Genomic DNA, 15338 nt, shown 5'->3' with positions numbered 1-15338 from the left:
CGCATTTGTTTATAATCAAAAATAATTCTAATTTTGCAGTCCTTTTGGGCTGAAGGTTTTACGGGTGTAGCTCAATTGGTAGAGCACTGGTCTCCAAAACCAGCGGCTGGGAGTTCGAGTCTCTCCACCCGTGCAAAATGTTTAAAGCTAAGATTTGAGTAATGGCAAATTTGATCAACTTTTTTAAAGAGTCTTATGACGAAATGGTCCATAAAGTTACATGGTCTAAATACAGTGAGCTTCAGAGTAGTTCAATTTTGGTATTGGTCGCTTCCCTGATCTTCGCGATTTTCATTGGAATAATAGATTTCGGTTTCGATAATCTATTAAAGTGGTTTTATAATCTATAAATAGTCAAATAGTCCCGCTATTATGAGTGAATTTAAGTGGTACGTAGTACGTGCGGTTAGTGGACAAGAGAAAAAGGTGAAAACCTACTTGGAAACTGAAATCACAAGAATGGGTCTTGAAGAATACATTCCTCAAGTCATGATACCTGCTGAAAAGGTATATGAAATGAGAAATGGGAAAAAGCGTGTAAGAGAAAGAAATTTCTTCCCAGGCTATATCCTTATTTCTGCAGACCTCAACTACGGCGAAGTACAACATACAATCACTAAGATACCGGGTGTAATTGGCTTTTTAGGTGCCGACGATGGCGGTCCTGCCAAGACTCCAGTTCCTTTGAGACAAAATGAGGTTAACCGAATTTTGGGTAAAGTAGAAGAAGTAGACGAATTCGAAGAGAAATTGGATACTCCTTTTATAGTAGGAGAAACTGTGAAGGTAATGGATGGTCCGTTCAGTGGATTTACAGGTAATGTAGAAGAGGTATTCGAAGAAAGGAAGAAGCTGAATGTAATGGTGAAAATCTTTGGACGAAACACACCTGTAGAACTTAATTATATACAAGTAGAAAAAACAGAGTAAAAATGGCTAAGGAAATTAGTGGTTACTTAAAATTACAGATAAAGGGTGGCGCAGCCAATCCTTCTCCTCCTGTAGGACCTGCACTAGGTAGTAAAGGTCTTAACATTATGGACTTCTGTAAGCAATTTAATGCCAGAACCCAGGAAAAAGCGGGACAGGTATTACCTGTGCTTGTTACAATATATACCGATAAGTCGTTTGATTTTGTTATTAAAACTCCTCCTGCGCCAGTGTTGTTGCTCAATGCAGCAAAACTGAAAAAGGCTTCTTCGGAGCCTAATCGCGACAAGGTGGGTAGCGTAACTTGGGATCAAGTGAAAGAAATTGCTGAAACTAAAATGCCTGATTTGAATGCATTTACGATAGAGTCAGCAATGAAGCAGGTAGCTGGTACAGCTCGAAGCATGGGTATTAGAGTAAGTGGTAAAGCCCCTTGGGCCTAATTAATTAAAAAATTAACATGGCGAAATTAACGAAAAGTCAAAAACTAGCTGCTGAGAGGTATGACAAGACGAAAGCTTATAGCATCGACGAAGCATCGCAGATAGTAAAGGACATCACTACAACTAAATTCGACGCCTCAGTAGACGTTGATATTAGGCTAGGAGTTGATCCAAGAAAGGCAGACCAGATGGTAAGAGGAGTGGCGACACTTCCACATGGAACTGGTAAAGAAGTAAGAGTTCTTGTACTATGTACTCCAGATAAAGAGCAAGAAGCTAAAGATGCTGGAGCTGATCACGTAGGATTGGACGACTATATCGCGAAAATCGAGAAAGGTTGGACTGATATCGACGTAATCGTAACAATGCCAACAGTAATGGCTAAAGTAGGTAGAATAGGTAGAGTATTAGGTCCAAGAGGATTGATGCCAAACCCTAAGTCTGGTACGGTGACATTAGATGTAGCAAAAGCGGTACAAGAAGTGAAATCTGGTAAGATTGATTTTAAAGTTGACAAATTTGGTATTATTCACGCAAGCGTAGGAAAAGCTTCTTTCACTGCTGAGCAAATCAAAGACAACGCAATGGAGTTGATCAATGTAGTAAACAAATTGAAACCTGCTAGTGCAAAAGGTACTTACATGAAAAACATTAGTCTTTCAAGTACAATGAGCTCAGGTGTTACAATTGATAAAGCTACAGCTGGAATTTAAAAGCTTTTATAATCAATGTCGCTTGCGGCAGGATTCTAAATAAAGAACAAAATGACTAAAGCAGAAAAAGCAGTCGTTATTAAAGAACTTTCTGAGAAATTCAAGGAAACTAGTAATTTCTATTTTACTGACGCTTCAGGTTTAACTGTAGCAGAAGTAAATGATTTCAGACAGAAATGTTTTGATAACGGTGTAGAGTACAAAGTGGTGAAAAATACACTTATCAGAAAAGCTTTGGAAACTGTTGATGCGGACTTTTCTTCATTGAATGATGAAGTATTAACAGGATTTTCAGGGGTAATGTTTACAGGAGCAGAAAATGCGAATGTCCCTGCTAAGATCATCAAAGAATTTAAAAAAGCTGACAGTGCAGATAGACCAAAATTAAAGGGAGCTTCCATCGATTACGATCTCTTTATTGGTGAGGAACATTTGAATACGCTTGCTACACTTAAGTCGAAAAGCGAACTTATTGGCGAGATTATTGGATTGTTGCAATCTCCTGCGAAGAACGTTGTATCTGCTCTACAGAGTGGAGGACAAACTCTTTCAGGATTGGTCAAAACGTTGTCAGAACGTTAAAATTGGTTTCAAATTATTAAAATTAAATATTAAAATACAATGGCAGATTTAAAAGCATTCGCTGATCAGTTGGTAGGACTAACTGTAAAGGAAGTAAATGAATTAGCTGAAATTTTGAAAGAAGAGCATGGCATCGAGCCTGCTGCTGCTGCTGCTCCAGTAATGGTTGCTGGTGCTGCTGGTGGTGGAGAAGAAGCTGCTGAAAAAGATTCTTTCGACGTTATCTTGAAATCTCCAGGAGGAGCTAAATTGGCTATCGTGAAGTTGGTTAAGGAATTGACTGGACTAGGATTGAAAGAAGCTAAAGAACTAGTTGATGGTGCACCTAAAGCATTAAAAGAAGGTGTTGCTAAGGACGAAGCTGAAGGACTTAAGAAGCAGCTTGAAGAAGCTGGAGCTGAAGTAGAGCTTAAGTAAAAATTTGACTGTTTTTAGTTTTAAAAACGTCTAAAAAATTAGGCCCCGATATCTATCGGGGTCTTTTCCTGTTTCTGCAAGTTGTGTTTTTGTAGAGACAATTACTTACATTATTATCACATAAAATTGTACGGCCTTGGCTAGTAAAAATAAATCCGAAAGAATTAATTTTTCTTCGATAAAATCAGTGATTGATTATCCTGATTTCTTGAAGGTTCAATTACAATCTTTTGAAGATTTTTTTCAGTTGGAAACGCCCGCTGAAAAAAGAATTCAGGAAGGACTTTTTAAAGTTTTCTCAGAAAACTTCCCTATTTCTGACTCAAGAGAGAATTTTGTACTTGAATTTATCGATTACTTGGTAGATCCACCAAAATACAACGTGGATGAGTGTATCGATAGAGGGTTAACATATTCAGTTCCTCTAAAGGCAAAATTGAAATTGTCTTGTAACGATGAGGACAATGATGATTTTGAAACCATCGAGCAGGAAGTGTTCTTGGGAAATATCCCATACATGACTGCCAAAGGGTCGTTCGTAATCAATGGAGCAGAGAGAGTAATTGTTTCTCAGCTGCACAGATCACCAGGTGTATTCTTTGCCCAAAGTAAGCACACCAACGGTACTAAATTATATTCTGCAAGAATTATCCCTTTCAAAGGATCTTGGATAGAATTCGCAACTGACGTAAACAACGTCATGTACGCGTACATTGACCGAAAGAAAAAATTCCCAGTAACTACACTTTTGAGATCTATTGGATATGGATCTGATAAGGACATCTTGGATTTGTTTGGATTATCTGAAGAGATTCCAGCGAATGCTAAAGAGTTGAAGAAAGTTATTGGTAGAAAATTAGCAGCGAGAGTTCTTAGAACTTGGACTGAAGATTTCGTGGATGAGGATACTGGAGAAGTGGTATCTATCGATAGAAATGAAGTCGTATTAGAAAGAGACTCAGTAATCAACGAAGAGGATATAGAAACCATCGTAGATTCAGGTTCTAAATCTATCATCCTTCACAAGAAGGACGTAAATATTACTGACTACTCTATTATCTACAACACGCTTCAGAAGGATAATTCAAACTCTGAAAAAGAAGCGGTAGAACAAATCTATAGACAATTAAGAAACACTGAAGCACCTGATGAGCAGACCGCAAGGGACATCATCAACAACTTGTTCTTCAGTGATAAGAGATATGACTTAGGTGAAGTTGGTCGATATAGAATCAACCGTAAGCTTCAATTAGACCTAAGCAACGATTCAAGAGTATTGACTACTGAGGATATCATCTTGATCGTAAAATATTTGATCGGTTTGATCAATTCAAAAGCAGTGGTGGATGATATCGATCACTTGAGTAACAGAAGAGTTAGAACTGTGGGTGAGCAGCTTTACGCTCAGTTTGGCGTAGGTCTTTCAAGAATGGCTCGTACCATCAAAGAAAGAATGAACGTTCGTGACAACGAGGAGTTCAAACCTATTGATTTGATTAATGCAAGAACACTTTCTTCTGTGATCAACTCTTTCTTCGGAACGAACCAGTTATCTCAGTTCATGGATCAAACGAATCCACTAGCAGAGGTGACTCACAAAAGAAGAATGTCGGCACTTGGACCAGGTGGTCTTTCTAGAGAAAGAGCTGGTTTTGAGGTTCGAGATGTTCACTACACACACTACGGTCGTCTTTGTACGATTGAAACACCGGAAGGTCCAAACATTGGTTTGATTTCTTCACTTTGTGTGCATGCGAAAGTAAACAGCATGGGATTCATCGAAACTCCTTATAGAGAAGTAGAGAATGGCGTGGTAAATATGACCAGTAATGTGAAGTATCTGACTGCTGAAGAAGAAGATACCTACAACATTGCACAGGCAAACGCTCCATTGGAAGACAATGGAAACTTTGTGAATGATACAGTTAAAGCAAGATTCGAAGGTGACTTCCCAGTGGTAGGACCGAAAGATCTTAAATATATGGATGTGGCGCCTAACCAGATTGTATCTGTAGCAGCGTCAATGATTCCTTTCTTGGAGCATGATGATGCGAACAGAGCTTTGATGGGATCCAACATGCAGCGCCAAGCGGTGCCATTGTTGAAGCCTCAGGCACCAATCGTAGGAACAGGCTTGGAGAAGAGAGTGGCATTAGATTCTCGTTCATTGATTCTCGCTAGAGGAAAAGGTGAAGTAGTAGAAGTGGATGCAACTAAGATTGTAGTGAAGTATGACGTTTCTGAAGATGAAAGATTGGTTTCATTTGATGAAGAGCATATTACTTATGATCTAATCAAATTCAGAAGAACAAACCAAGATACTTGTATCAACTTGAAGCCAATCGTGTTGAAGGGAGATATCGTATCTGAAGGTCAAGCACTTTGTGAAGGATTTGCTACAGAAGATGGCGAATTGGCTCTAGGTAGAAACTTGACAGTGGCTTTCATGCCTTGGCAAGGATACAACTTTGAGGATGCGATCGTAATTTCCGAGAAAGTTGTACGAGATGACGTGTTTACTTCAATTCACATTGATGAATTTGAATTAGAAGTTAGAGATACAAAAAGAGGTGAAGAGGAATTGACTTCTGAGATTCCAAACGTAAGTGAGGAAGCAGTAAAAAATCTTGATGAGAATGGTATCATCAGAATCGGAGCTGAAATCAAAGAAGGTGATATTCTTATAGGAAAGATTACTCCTAAAGGAGAAACTGATCCGACACCGGAAGAGAAATTATTGAGAGCCATCTTTGGAGACAAAGCGGGTGATGTGAAAGATGCTTCTTTGAAAGCTTCTCCATCATTAAGAGGTGTGGTTATCGATACTAAATTGTTCTCTAGACCTAAGAAGGACAAAGATCTTAGAGCAAAAACTAAGAGAGAAGTTGAGATTTTGAAAAACAATTACTCTCAAGAGTTGAAAGAATTGAGAGGTGTAATGATCTCTAAATTGGTTGAGCTTCTTGGAGGTAAAACTTGTCAGGGTGTTAAACATAAATTTGGTGATGAAATCATGTCGAAAGGTGTGAAGTTCAATGCTAAGAATATTGAAGAGAACCTTTTCCCTGAAAAGAATATTTATAGAGACGAGTCTAATTACAATGTTCAAGACGAAGTAAACCTTATTGGTGACTTGTTGTTGGATAATTGGACTGCCGATGAGAAAGTGAACAAAATGGTTTTTGAATTAGTCAAAAACTTTGGCAAGAAGAGACACGATATCGGTGGTATCTTCAAGCGTGAGAAATTCACTTTGGAAGTTGGGGATGAATTGCCAGCAGGCATCGTTCAGCTTGCTAAAGTTTACGTGGCTAAGAAGCGTAAATTGAAAGTAGGTGATAAGATGGCGGGTCGTCACGGTAACAAAGGAGTAGTAGCCAGAATCGTAAGAGAGGAAGATATGCCTTTCTTGGAAGATGGAACGCCTGTTGATATCTGTTTGAACCCATTGGGTGTACCATCAAGGATGAACATTGGTCAGATCTACGAAACCGTTCTAGGTTGGGCTGGATTGAAATTGGGTAGAAAATATGCTACACCAATTTTCGATGGAGCTAGCATGGATCAAGTAGCTTCAGAATTGAAAGAAGCTGGATTGCCTGAGTATGGTAGAACTTACCTTTACGATGGATTGTCTGGTAATAGATTCGATCAGCCAGTTACTGTAGGTGTGATTTACATGCTGAAACTAGGTCACTTGGTAGATGATAAAATGCATGCAAGATCAATCGGACCTTACTCGCTGATTACTCAGCAGCCATTGGGTGGTAAGGCACAGTTTGGTGGACAGCGTTTTGGTGAGATGGAAGTTTGGGCATTGGAGGCATTTGGTGCAGCCAACGTGCTTCAAGAAATCCTGACAATCAAATCGGATGATGTCATCGGTAGAGCAAAAGCATATGAAGCCATCGTAAAAGGCGAGAATATGAACAAACCAAATATTCCAGAGTCGTTCAACGTACTTGTTCACGAATTGAGAGGTTTGGCTCTTGAAATTACTTTAGACTAATTAATTGATCATAAGACCTTCGGGTCATTAACATATAAGATTGTAATTATGGCATTCAGAAAAAGCAAAAAGCTAAGCAGCAACTTTTCGAGAGTTACAGTGAGTTTAGCTTCTCCCGAATCTATTCTGGAAAGCTCACACGGTGAGGTTACACAGCCTGAAACTATCAATTATAGAACGTATAAGCCCGAAATGGGTGGATTGTTCTGTGAGCGTATTTTCGGTCCAGTAAAAGATTGGGAATGTCATTGCGGGAAATATAAGAGAATCAGATATAAAGGTATTATCTGTGACAGATGTGGTGTTGAAGTTACCGAGAAGAAGGTAAGACGTGAGCGCATGGGACACATCGAGTTGGTAGTACCTGTTGCACATATCTGGTATTTCAAATCTCTACCTAACAAGATTGGATATCTCCTTGGAATTCCTACTAAGAAATTAGATCAAATCATTTACTACGAGCGTTACTTGGTGATCCAGCCAGGAGCGAAAGAAGAAGATGGTATTGCTCGTCACGATTTCTTGACTGAGGATGAGTACTTGGATATCTTGGACAAATTGCCAAGAGAAAACCAATTGTTGGATGACGACGATCCAAACAAATTTATCGCGAAGATGGGAGCAGAGGCATTAGAAATGTCTTTGTCTAGAATCAAACTAGATGAATTATCATACGAACTAAGACACCAGGCAGCTACTGATACTTCTCAGCAGAGAAAAGCAGAAGCTTTGAAAAGATTGAAAGTGGTTGAAGCATTTAGAGATGCCAAAACTAGAATCGAAAACAAGCCTGAGTGGATGATCATTAAAATGGTGCCGGTTATTCCTCCGGAATTGAGACCATTGGTGCCATTGGACGGTGGTAGATTCGCTACCTCTGATTTGAATGATCTTTATAGAAGAGTGATTATCAGAAACAATCGTTTGAAGCGATTGATCGATATCAAAGCACCAGAAGTAATTCTTAGAAATGAGAAACGTATGCTTCAGGAAGCGGTTGACTCACTTTTCGATAACTCAAGAAAAGTAAACGCAGTAAGATCTGATGGAAACAGAGCTTTGAAATCTTTGAGTGATATGCTTAAAGGTAAGCAAGGTAGATTCCGTCAAAACTTGCTTGGTAAAAGGGTGGATTACTCTGGTCGTTCTGTAATTGTAGTAGGACCGGAATTGAAAATGCACGAATGTGGTCTTCCTAAAGGAATGGCTGCCGAGCTTTTCAAACCATTCGTTATCAGAAAATTAATAGAAAGAGGAATTGTTAAGACAGTAAAATCAGCGAAGAAAATCGTTGATCGTAAGGATCCTGTGATTTGGGACATTCTTGAGAATGTATTGAAAGGACACCCTGTACTGCTTAACAGAGCTCCTACGCTTCACAGGTTGGGTATTCAGGCTTTCCAGCCTAAAATGATTGAAGGTAAAGCGATTCAATTACACCCATTAGCTTGTACAGCATTCAACGCCGATTTTGATGGTGACCAGATGGCGGTTCACGTGCCTTTAGGCCATGAAGCGATCTTGGAAGCATCAGTATTGATGTTGGCTTCTCACAACATCCTTAACCCTGCTAACGGAGCGCCGATTACGGTACCTTCTCAGGATATGGTTTTAGGTCTTTATTATGTAACTAAAGGAAAGAGAAGTACTGATAAAGAAGTAGTAGCTGGAGAAGGCATGACTTTCTACAGTGCTGAAGAAGTAGAAATCGCAATCAATGAAGGTAGATTGTCTAAGCATGCTTTCATCAAAGTAAGAACTAAGGTTCGTACTGCAAGTGGTGAGTTGGAGACTAAGATTATCGAAACTGTTGCTGGTAGAGTTATATTCAACCAGTTGGTACCTGAAGAAGTTGGTTTCGTAGATGAGTTGTTGTCTAAGAAGAAATTACAGCAAATCATTTCTAACGTGTTCAAAATTTCAGGAATGGCCAGAACGGCACAGTTCCTTGATGATATCAAGCACCTTGGATTCCAGTCTGCTTACAAAGGCGGATTGTCTATGGGACTTGGTGATATCAACATTCCAGAAGAAAAAGATAAGTTGGTAGCTCAGGCTAAAGAGGAAGTGGAAGCTGTATGGCAAAACTACCAAATGGGTCTGATCACTGACAACGAGAGATACAATCAGGTTATTGATATCTGGACCAGAATCAACTCTATGTTGACTGGTACATTGATGAAGCAGCTCGAAGAAGAAGATCAAGGATTCAACTCGATCTACATGATGATGCACTCAGGTGCGAGGGGTTCTAGAGAGCAGATTCGTCAGTTGGGCGGAATGAGAGGTTTGATGGCCAAGCCACAAAAGAACTTACAAGGTTCTGTTGGTGAGATCATTGAAAACCCAATTCTATCCAACTTTAAGGAAGGGCTAGATGTAATCGAGTACTTTATTTCTACTCACGGTGCTCGTAAAGGTTTGGCCGATACAGCATTGAAAACTGCAGATGCGGGTTACTTGACAAGACGTTTGGTAGACGTATCTCAGGATGTAGTAGTCAACGAAGAAGATTGTGGTACTTTGAGAGGGTTGGACGTTTCAGCCTTGAAAGACAACGAGGATATCGTTGAGCCGTTATCTGAAAGAATCTTGGGAAGAGTGTCTGTACATGATGTATATGACCCGATTACTGAAGAATTGTTGATTCCTGCAGGCATTGAAATTACAGAAGAGTTAGCAGAGAAAGTAGACGATACAGCTATTGAATCTGTTGAGATCAGATCTGTATTGACTTGTGAGTCTAAGAAAGGTGTTTGTGCATTATGTTATGGACGTAACTTGGCTACGGGTGCTATGGCACAAAGTGGTGAAGCTGTAGGCGTAATTGCTGCACAGTCTATCGGTGAGCCTGGTACACAGTTGACATTGAGAACATTCCACGTTGGGGGTACCGCATCTAATATTGCTGTTGATGCAACTATTCCAGCGAAATTTGATGGTGTGGTTGAGATGGAAGGTTTGAGAGCAATCAAAACAACCAACGCAGATGGCGATGCTGTAGAAGTAGTAATGGGTAGAACTGGAGAGATCAGAATCGTAGATCCTGAGTCTGGTAAAACTTTGATTACTAATCACGTGCCTTACGGTGCTTTCTTGGATGTGAAAAACAAGAAGAAAGTGAAGAAAGGGGATAAGCTTTGTCACTGGGATCCATACAATGCAGTTATTCTTTCTGCAGCTGATGGTACAGTTAATTTCGAATCTATCGTAGAAGGTATTACCTACAAAGAAGAATCTGATGAGCAAACTGGTCACAGAGAGAAGGTAATTATCGATACTAAAGATAAAACTAAAAACCCTGCCATTATAGTAGAGTCTAAGGATGAAGAATATACATTCAACATTCCAGTAGGTGCTCACTTGGCAGTGGACGAAGGAGATAAAATTAAGGCTGGTCAAATCTTGGTGAAAATTCCAAGAACAATGGGTAAGTCTAGGGATATTACTGGGGGTCTTCCAAGAGTAACAGAACTATTCGAGGCTAGAAACCCATCTAACCCAGCTGTAGTTTCTGAAATCGACGGTGTGGTAACATACGGTGGTATCAAGAGAGGTAACAGAGAAATTTTCATCGAATCTAAGGATGGCGTGAAAAAGAGATACTTGGTATCGCTTTCTAAGCACATCTTAGTTCAGGACAATGACTTTGTAAAAGCTGGGTACGCACTTTCTGATGGTGCAATTACTCCTGCGGATATTTTGGCAATTAAAGGCCCAACCGCTGTTCAAGAGTATTTGGTAAATGAAATTCAGGAAGTATATCGTCTGCAAGGTGTGAAGATCAATGATAAACACATTGAGACTATCGTGAGACAGATGATGCAGAAAGTTAATATTCTTGACGCAGGAGATACTAGTTTCTTGCCTGGTCAGATAGTTGACAAATTAATGTTTATGGAAGAAAACGATTCGATCCTGGACATGAAGGTTGTCATTGAGCCAGGAGAATCTGCAAACTTGAAGCAAGGACAAATCATTACCTCAAGACAATTGAGAGATGAAAATTCGAGCTTGAGGCGTAAGGACATGAAACTGGTACAAGTCAGAAATGCTGAACCTGCTGTTTCTAAGCCGACACTTCAGGGTATTACGCAAGCTTCTTTGGGTACACAGAGTTTCATCTCTGCGGCTTCCTTCCAGGAAACCACCAAAGTATTGAGTGAAGCGTCTATCAGAGGTAAGCGAGATACATTGAACGGATTGAAAGAGAATGTAATTGTTGGACACTTGATCCCAGCAGGTACAGGACAGAGACAATTCCAGGATTTGATCGTAGGTTCTCAGGAAGAATATGATTCTTTAGTTTCATCTAAAGAGGAATTCGAAAAGTCAAAAGAATACCAAACAGATGAGCAATAAGAAAGAAGAGAATCAAGACAAAGCTCAGCAGGGCAATCAAATTAATATTGAATTGTCTGAAGAAATAGCAGAGGGTGTCTATGCCAATTTGGCTATGATCGCCCACTCTAATTCTGAGTTTGTAATTGATTTTATTCGATTGATGCCAGGAGTGCCAAAAGCCAAAGTGAAATCTAGAGTTGTAGTGACTCCGGAACATGCGAAAAGGCTGTTTGCTGCGCTTCAGGATAATATCAATAAATACGAACAAACGTTTGGACCAATAAAACACGTAGACGATTCTCCTAAATTTCCAATGAATTTTGGTGGGGCAGTAGGCGAGGCTTAACGGTACAGATTAATAAATAAGATAATTAGGGGTTAGGATATTTTGTTCAGAAATACTTAATCCCTATTTTTGCGTTCCGAAAATTTTCGGAGGAATTGAAATATATAAATAATAAGTAAATGCCTACTATACAACAATTAGTAAGAAAAGGCAGAAAGACATTGGTGTCAAAGTCAAAGTCTCCTGCATTGGATTCTTGCCCGCAAAGACGAGGTGTATGTACCAGGGTATATACGACCACGCCTAAGAAACCTAACTCTGCGATGAGAAAAGTTGCTAGGGTAAGGTTAACCAATGGCAAGGAAGTGAATGCTTACATTCCAGGTGAAGGTCACAACCTTCAAGAACACTCGATTGTATTGATCAGAGGAGGAAGGGTAAAAGATTTACCGGGTGTAAGATACCACATCATTAGAGGAGCCTTAGACACTGCCGGTGTAAGTGGCCGTCTTCAGAGAAGATCGAAGTACGGAGCTAAGAAGCCTAAAGACAAAAAGTAAAAATTGATTTAAAGAAAAAATGAGAAAATCGAAACCAAAGAAGAGATATATTCTTCCGGATCCGAAGTTCCAAGATACGCTAGTATCGAAGTTTGTGAACTACCTGATGGTGGACGGAAAGAAGAGTATTGCTTATTCGATCTTTTATGATGCAGTAGCTATCGTAGAAGAAAAAACAAGTGAGAATGGTCTTGAAACTTGGAAAAAAGCGCTTAACAACATCATGCCTTCAGTAGAGGTGAAAAGTAGACGTGTAGGTGGTGCAACTTTTCAGGTTCCTATAGAAGTAAGACCGAACAGGAAAACTTCCCTAGGAATTAAGTGGATGATTTCATACTCAAGAGCCAGAGGAGAGAAGACAATGAAAGAGAGATTGGCTGGTGAGATTATTGCTGCTGCTAAAGGTGAAGGAGCTGCTGTGAAGAAGAAAGATGACGTTCACAGAATGGCTGAAGCGAACAAAGCATTTTCACATTTTAGATTTTAATAACAGGAAACGATGGCAAGAGATCTTAAACTGACTCGAAATATTGGTATTGCAGCACACATTGATGCTGGGAAAACTACCACTACCGAACGTATCCTGTATTACACAGGCGTAAGTCATAAAATTGGTGAGGTGCACGATGGTGCAGCTACCATGGACTGGATGGAGCAAGAGCAAGAAAGAGGTATTACTATTACTTCTGCGGCTACTACTGTATTCTGGCCTTATAAAGACAATAAATATCATATCAACATCATTGATACTCCTGGTCACGTGGATTTTACCGTTGAGGTAAACAGATCTTTGAGAGTATTAGATGGTTTGGTTTTCTTGTTTAGTGCAGTTGATGGTGTAGAGCCTCAGTCTGAAACTAACTGGAGACTAGCAGATAACTACAACGTAGCTCGTCTAGGTTTTGTCAATAAAATGGACAGAGCTGGAGCTGACTTTTTGATGGTGTGTAACCAGGTAAAAGAGAGACTAGGTACTAAAGCAGTTCCTTTCCAATTACCAATCGGTGCTGAAGAAGGATTCAAAGGTGTGGTTGATTTGGTAGAAAGAAAAGCCATGATCTGGAATGAAGCAGATATGGGTATGACTTTCGAAGAAATCGAAATCCCTGCTGATATGGTAGATGATGTGGACCATTACAGAGAGCAATTGTTGGAAGCAGTAGCTGAATACGATGAGACTTTGATGGAAAAATATTTCGAAGATCCTAATTCAATTAGTAAAGACGAAATCATTGCTGCTTCTAGACAAGCAACCATCAATATGGACTTCGTTCCAATGTTCTGTGGATCTGCCTTTAAAAACAAAGGTGTTCAGACCATGTTGGACTACGTAATGGAATTGCTTCCTTCTCCGATGGATAGAGAAGGTATCGAAGGTATCAATCCTGATACTGAAGAACCAACTGTCAGAAAGCCATCTGAAGATGAGCCTTTTGCAGCACTAGCGTTCAAAATTGCAACTGACCCATTCGTAGGCCGTTTGTGTTTTGCTAGATCTTATTCAGGTAAGTTGGATTCAGGTTCATATGTATTTAATACAAGAACTATGAAGAAAGAGAGAATCTCTCGAATCTTCCAAATGCATGCTAACAAGCAAAATCAGATTGATCAATTCCACGCTGGAGATATTGCTGCAGTAGTAGGATTTAAGGATATCAAAACTGGAGATACGCTTTGTGACGAAAAACACAAAATCGTTCTTGAGTCAATGGTATTCCCTGATCCTGTAATTGGATACGCTATTGAGCCTAAGACTCAAGCAGACGTGGACAAACTAGGAATGGCAATCGCTAAGTTGGTAGAAGAGGATCCTACACTTCAAGTAGAAACTGATCACGAAACTGGTCAGACCATCTTGAGAGGTATGGGAGAGCTTCACTTGGATATTATCATCGATAGATTGAAGAGAGAATTCAAGGTTGAAATCAACCAGGGAGCTCCTGAGGTAGCATACAAAGAAGCTATCCAATCATTGGTGGATCACAAAGAGGTTTACAAAAAGCAATCTGGGGGTAAAGGTAAATTTGCCGATATCGTATTCGAATTGTCTCCAGTAGATGAGGATTTCGATAAAACAGGATTGCAGTTTGATAATAAAATTGTTGGTGGTGTAATTCCAAAAGAATTTATTCCAGCAATTGAGAAAGGATTCAAATCTGCAATGGACAATGGTCCTTTGGCTGGATATCCTTTGGATAGCATGAAAGTGAAATTGTATCACGGTTCTTTCCATGATGTGGATTCAGATGCTCTTTCATTCGAATTGGCTGCAAAGATTGGATTTAAAGAAGCTGCTAAAAAAGCAAGCCCAGTATTACTTGAGCCTATCATGGGTGTTGAAGTAGTTACTCCAGATGAATATACTGGTAATGTGACTGGTGACTTGAACAGACGTAGAGGTTTGATGAAAGGAATGGACGTAAAAGGAAATTCTCAAGTGGTGAAAGCGGACGTTCCGTTATCTGAGTTGTTTGGTTATATCACTGACCTTAGAACAATGACTTCTGGTAGAGCAACTGCTTCATTGACATTCTCACACTACGATCCGGTTCCAAAGAACATTGCGGATGCAGTAATTAAAAAGGTAAAAGGCGAGGCCGTTTAAAGCATATTAGTTATGAATCAGAAAATTAGAATTAAACTAAAGTCTTACGACCATAACTTGGTAGACAAGTCTTCTGAGAAAATCGTGAGAGCAGTAAAAACTACTGGTGCTGTAGTAAGCGGACCTATTCCACTTCCTACAGTAAAAGAAAAGTTTACTGTATTGAAGTCACCCCACGTAAACAAGAAAGCTCGTGAGCAATTCCAGCTTTGTACTTACAAGAGATTGGTAGATATCTTCTCTAATAGTGCAAAAACTGTAGATGCATTGATGAAGCTTGAATTGCCAAGTGGTGTAGATGTAGAGATTAAGGTCTAATTAATAGACTTTAAAAATATGAGAACCACGTGTAAGCGTGGTTCTTTTTTTGTGCCTTACGGAATTGTTACTTTTTTGTTTAGGAATTATTTGACTGCAATTTATTAATTGCTATCTTTGCACTCCTTTTC

General features: G+C 39.6%; 13 protein-coding genes and 1 tRNA gene. All 14 read left to right on the top strand.

What is annotated here, in order from left to right; genetic code table 11:
* Window positions 1-60 precede the first annotated feature (60 nt).
* The 14 genes from R8N23_RS17415 to rpsJ all read left to right on the top strand — a co-directional run bounded on the left by R8N23_RS17415 (window position 61) and on the right by rpsJ (window position 15207).
* Window positions 61-133: transfer RNA gene (locus tag R8N23_RS17415), tRNA-Trp, on the top strand.
* A gap of 28 nt (window positions 134-161) precedes the next feature.
* Window positions 162-350: a preprotein translocase subunit SecE gene (gene secE, locus R8N23_RS17410; RefSeq protein WP_318172880.1), complete on the top strand. Its 189-nt coding sequence runs from the start codon at window positions 162-164 to the stop codon at window positions 348-350.
* 22 nt (window positions 351-372) lie between these two features.
* Window positions 373-930, top strand: coding sequence for a transcription termination/antitermination protein NusG (nusG, locus tag R8N23_RS17405; RefSeq protein ID WP_084373604.1), 558 nt, complete (start codon window positions 373-375; stop codon window positions 928-930).
* Window positions 931-932: 2 nt separating this feature from the next.
* Window positions 933-1373, top strand: coding sequence for a 50S ribosomal protein L11 (rplK, locus tag R8N23_RS17400; RefSeq protein WP_318172879.1), 441 nt, complete (start codon window positions 933-935; stop codon window positions 1371-1373).
* A 17-nt stretch (window positions 1374-1390) separates the two neighbouring features.
* Window positions 1391-2086, top strand: coding sequence for a 50S ribosomal protein L1 (gene rplA / locus R8N23_RS17395; RefSeq protein WP_318172878.1), 696 nt, complete (start codon window positions 1391-1393; stop codon window positions 2084-2086).
* Between the two features lie 51 nt (window positions 2087-2137).
* On the top strand, window positions 2138-2668 hold the full coding sequence (gene rplJ, locus R8N23_RS17390; RefSeq protein WP_318172877.1) for a 50S ribosomal protein L10: 531 nt from the start codon (window positions 2138-2140) through the stop codon (window positions 2666-2668).
* A gap of 39 nt (window positions 2669-2707) precedes the next feature.
* Window positions 2708-3085 (top strand): 50S ribosomal protein L7/L12, encoded by a 378-nt coding sequence (gene rplL, locus R8N23_RS17385; protein ID WP_318172876.1) that lies wholly within the window; start codon window positions 2708-2710, stop codon window positions 3083-3085.
* Between the two features lie 136 nt (window positions 3086-3221).
* A complete protein-coding gene (rpoB, locus tag R8N23_RS17380) occupies window positions 3222-7094 on the top strand; it encodes a DNA-directed RNA polymerase subunit beta (protein ID WP_318172875.1) in 3873 nt (1290 codons plus the stop codon).
* 48 nt (window positions 7095-7142) lie between these two features.
* The gene (rpoC, locus tag R8N23_RS17375; protein WP_318172874.1) at window positions 7143-11456 is read left to right on the top strand and encodes a DNA-directed RNA polymerase subunit beta'; all 4314 of its coding nucleotides are present in this window, start codon (window positions 7143-7145) and stop codon (window positions 11454-11456) included.
* Window positions 11446-11784 carry a DUF3467 domain-containing protein gene (locus R8N23_RS17370; RefSeq protein ID WP_318172873.1) on the top strand — a complete coding sequence of 113 codons (339 nt, stop codon included), beginning with the start codon at window positions 11446-11448 and terminating at the stop codon, window positions 11782-11784. Before rpoC ends, R8N23_RS17370 begins: the two co-directional genes overlap by 11 nt.
* Before the next feature lie 119 nt (window positions 11785-11903).
* The gene (gene rpsL, locus R8N23_RS17365; RefSeq protein WP_084373612.1) at window positions 11904-12284 is read left to right on the top strand and encodes a 30S ribosomal protein S12; all 381 of its coding nucleotides are present in this window, start codon (window positions 11904-11906) and stop codon (window positions 12282-12284) included.
* A 19-nt stretch (window positions 12285-12303) separates the two neighbouring features.
* Window positions 12304-12771, top strand: coding sequence for a 30S ribosomal protein S7 (gene rpsG / locus R8N23_RS17360; protein ID WP_318172872.1), 468 nt, complete (start codon window positions 12304-12306; stop codon window positions 12769-12771).
* A 12-nt stretch (window positions 12772-12783) separates the two neighbouring features.
* A complete protein-coding gene (fusA, locus tag R8N23_RS17355; protein WP_318172871.1) occupies window positions 12784-14889 on the top strand; it encodes an elongation factor G in 2106 nt (701 codons plus the stop codon).
* Window positions 14890-14901: 12 nt separating this feature from the next.
* A complete protein-coding gene (gene rpsJ / locus R8N23_RS17350) occupies window positions 14902-15207 on the top strand; it encodes a 30S ribosomal protein S10 (protein ID WP_318172870.1) in 306 nt (101 codons plus the stop codon).
* The last annotated feature ends 131 nt before the right edge of the window (window positions 15208-15338 follow it).

It is taken from the genome of Reichenbachiella sp., from assembly GCF_033344935.1.
GTDB lineage: Bacteria > Bacteroidota > Bacteroidia > Cytophagales > Cyclobacteriaceae > Reichenbachiella.
The sequence above is the reverse complement of the archived record's forward strand: the minus strand, read 5'-3'. Positions and strand labels throughout refer to the sequence as shown.

Excerpts from the sequence above, each read along its gene's own strand:
- nusG (WP_084373604.1), top strand. The coding sequence starts at position 373 with ATGAGTGAATTTAAGTGGTACGTAGTACGTGCGGTTAGTGGACAAGAG.
- secE (WP_318172880.1), top strand. The coding sequence starts at position 162 with ATGGCAAATTTGATCAACTTTTTTAAAGAGTCTTATGACGAAATGGTC.
- R8N23_RS17370 (WP_318172873.1), top strand. The coding sequence starts at position 11,446 with ATGAGCAATAAGAAAGAAGAGAATCAAGACAAAGCTCAGCAGGGCAAT.
- fusA (WP_318172871.1), top strand. The coding sequence starts at position 12,784 with ATGGCAAGAGATCTTAAACTGACTCGAAATATTGGTATTGCAGCACAC.
- rpoC (WP_318172874.1), top strand. The coding sequence starts at position 7,143 with ATGGCATTCAGAAAAAGCAAAAAGCTAAGCAGCAACTTTTCGAGAGTT.
- rplJ (WP_318172877.1), top strand. The coding sequence starts at position 2,138 with ATGACTAAAGCAGAAAAAGCAGTCGTTATTAAAGAACTTTCTGAGAAA.
- rplK (WP_318172879.1), top strand. The coding sequence starts at position 933 with ATGGCTAAGGAAATTAGTGGTTACTTAAAATTACAGATAAAGGGTGGC.
- rplA (WP_318172878.1), top strand. The coding sequence starts at position 1,391 with ATGGCGAAATTAACGAAAAGTCAAAAACTAGCTGCTGAGAGGTATGAC.
- rpsL (WP_084373612.1), top strand. The coding sequence starts at position 11,904 with ATGCCTACTATACAACAATTAGTAAGAAAAGGCAGAAAGACATTGGTG.
- rpsG (WP_318172872.1), top strand. The coding sequence starts at position 12,304 with ATGAGAAAATCGAAACCAAAGAAGAGATATATTCTTCCGGATCCGAAG.
- rplL (WP_318172876.1), top strand. The coding sequence starts at position 2,708 with ATGGCAGATTTAAAAGCATTCGCTGATCAGTTGGTAGGACTAACTGTA.
- rpsJ (WP_318172870.1), top strand. The coding sequence starts at position 14,902 with ATGAATCAGAAAATTAGAATTAAACTAAAGTCTTACGACCATAACTTG.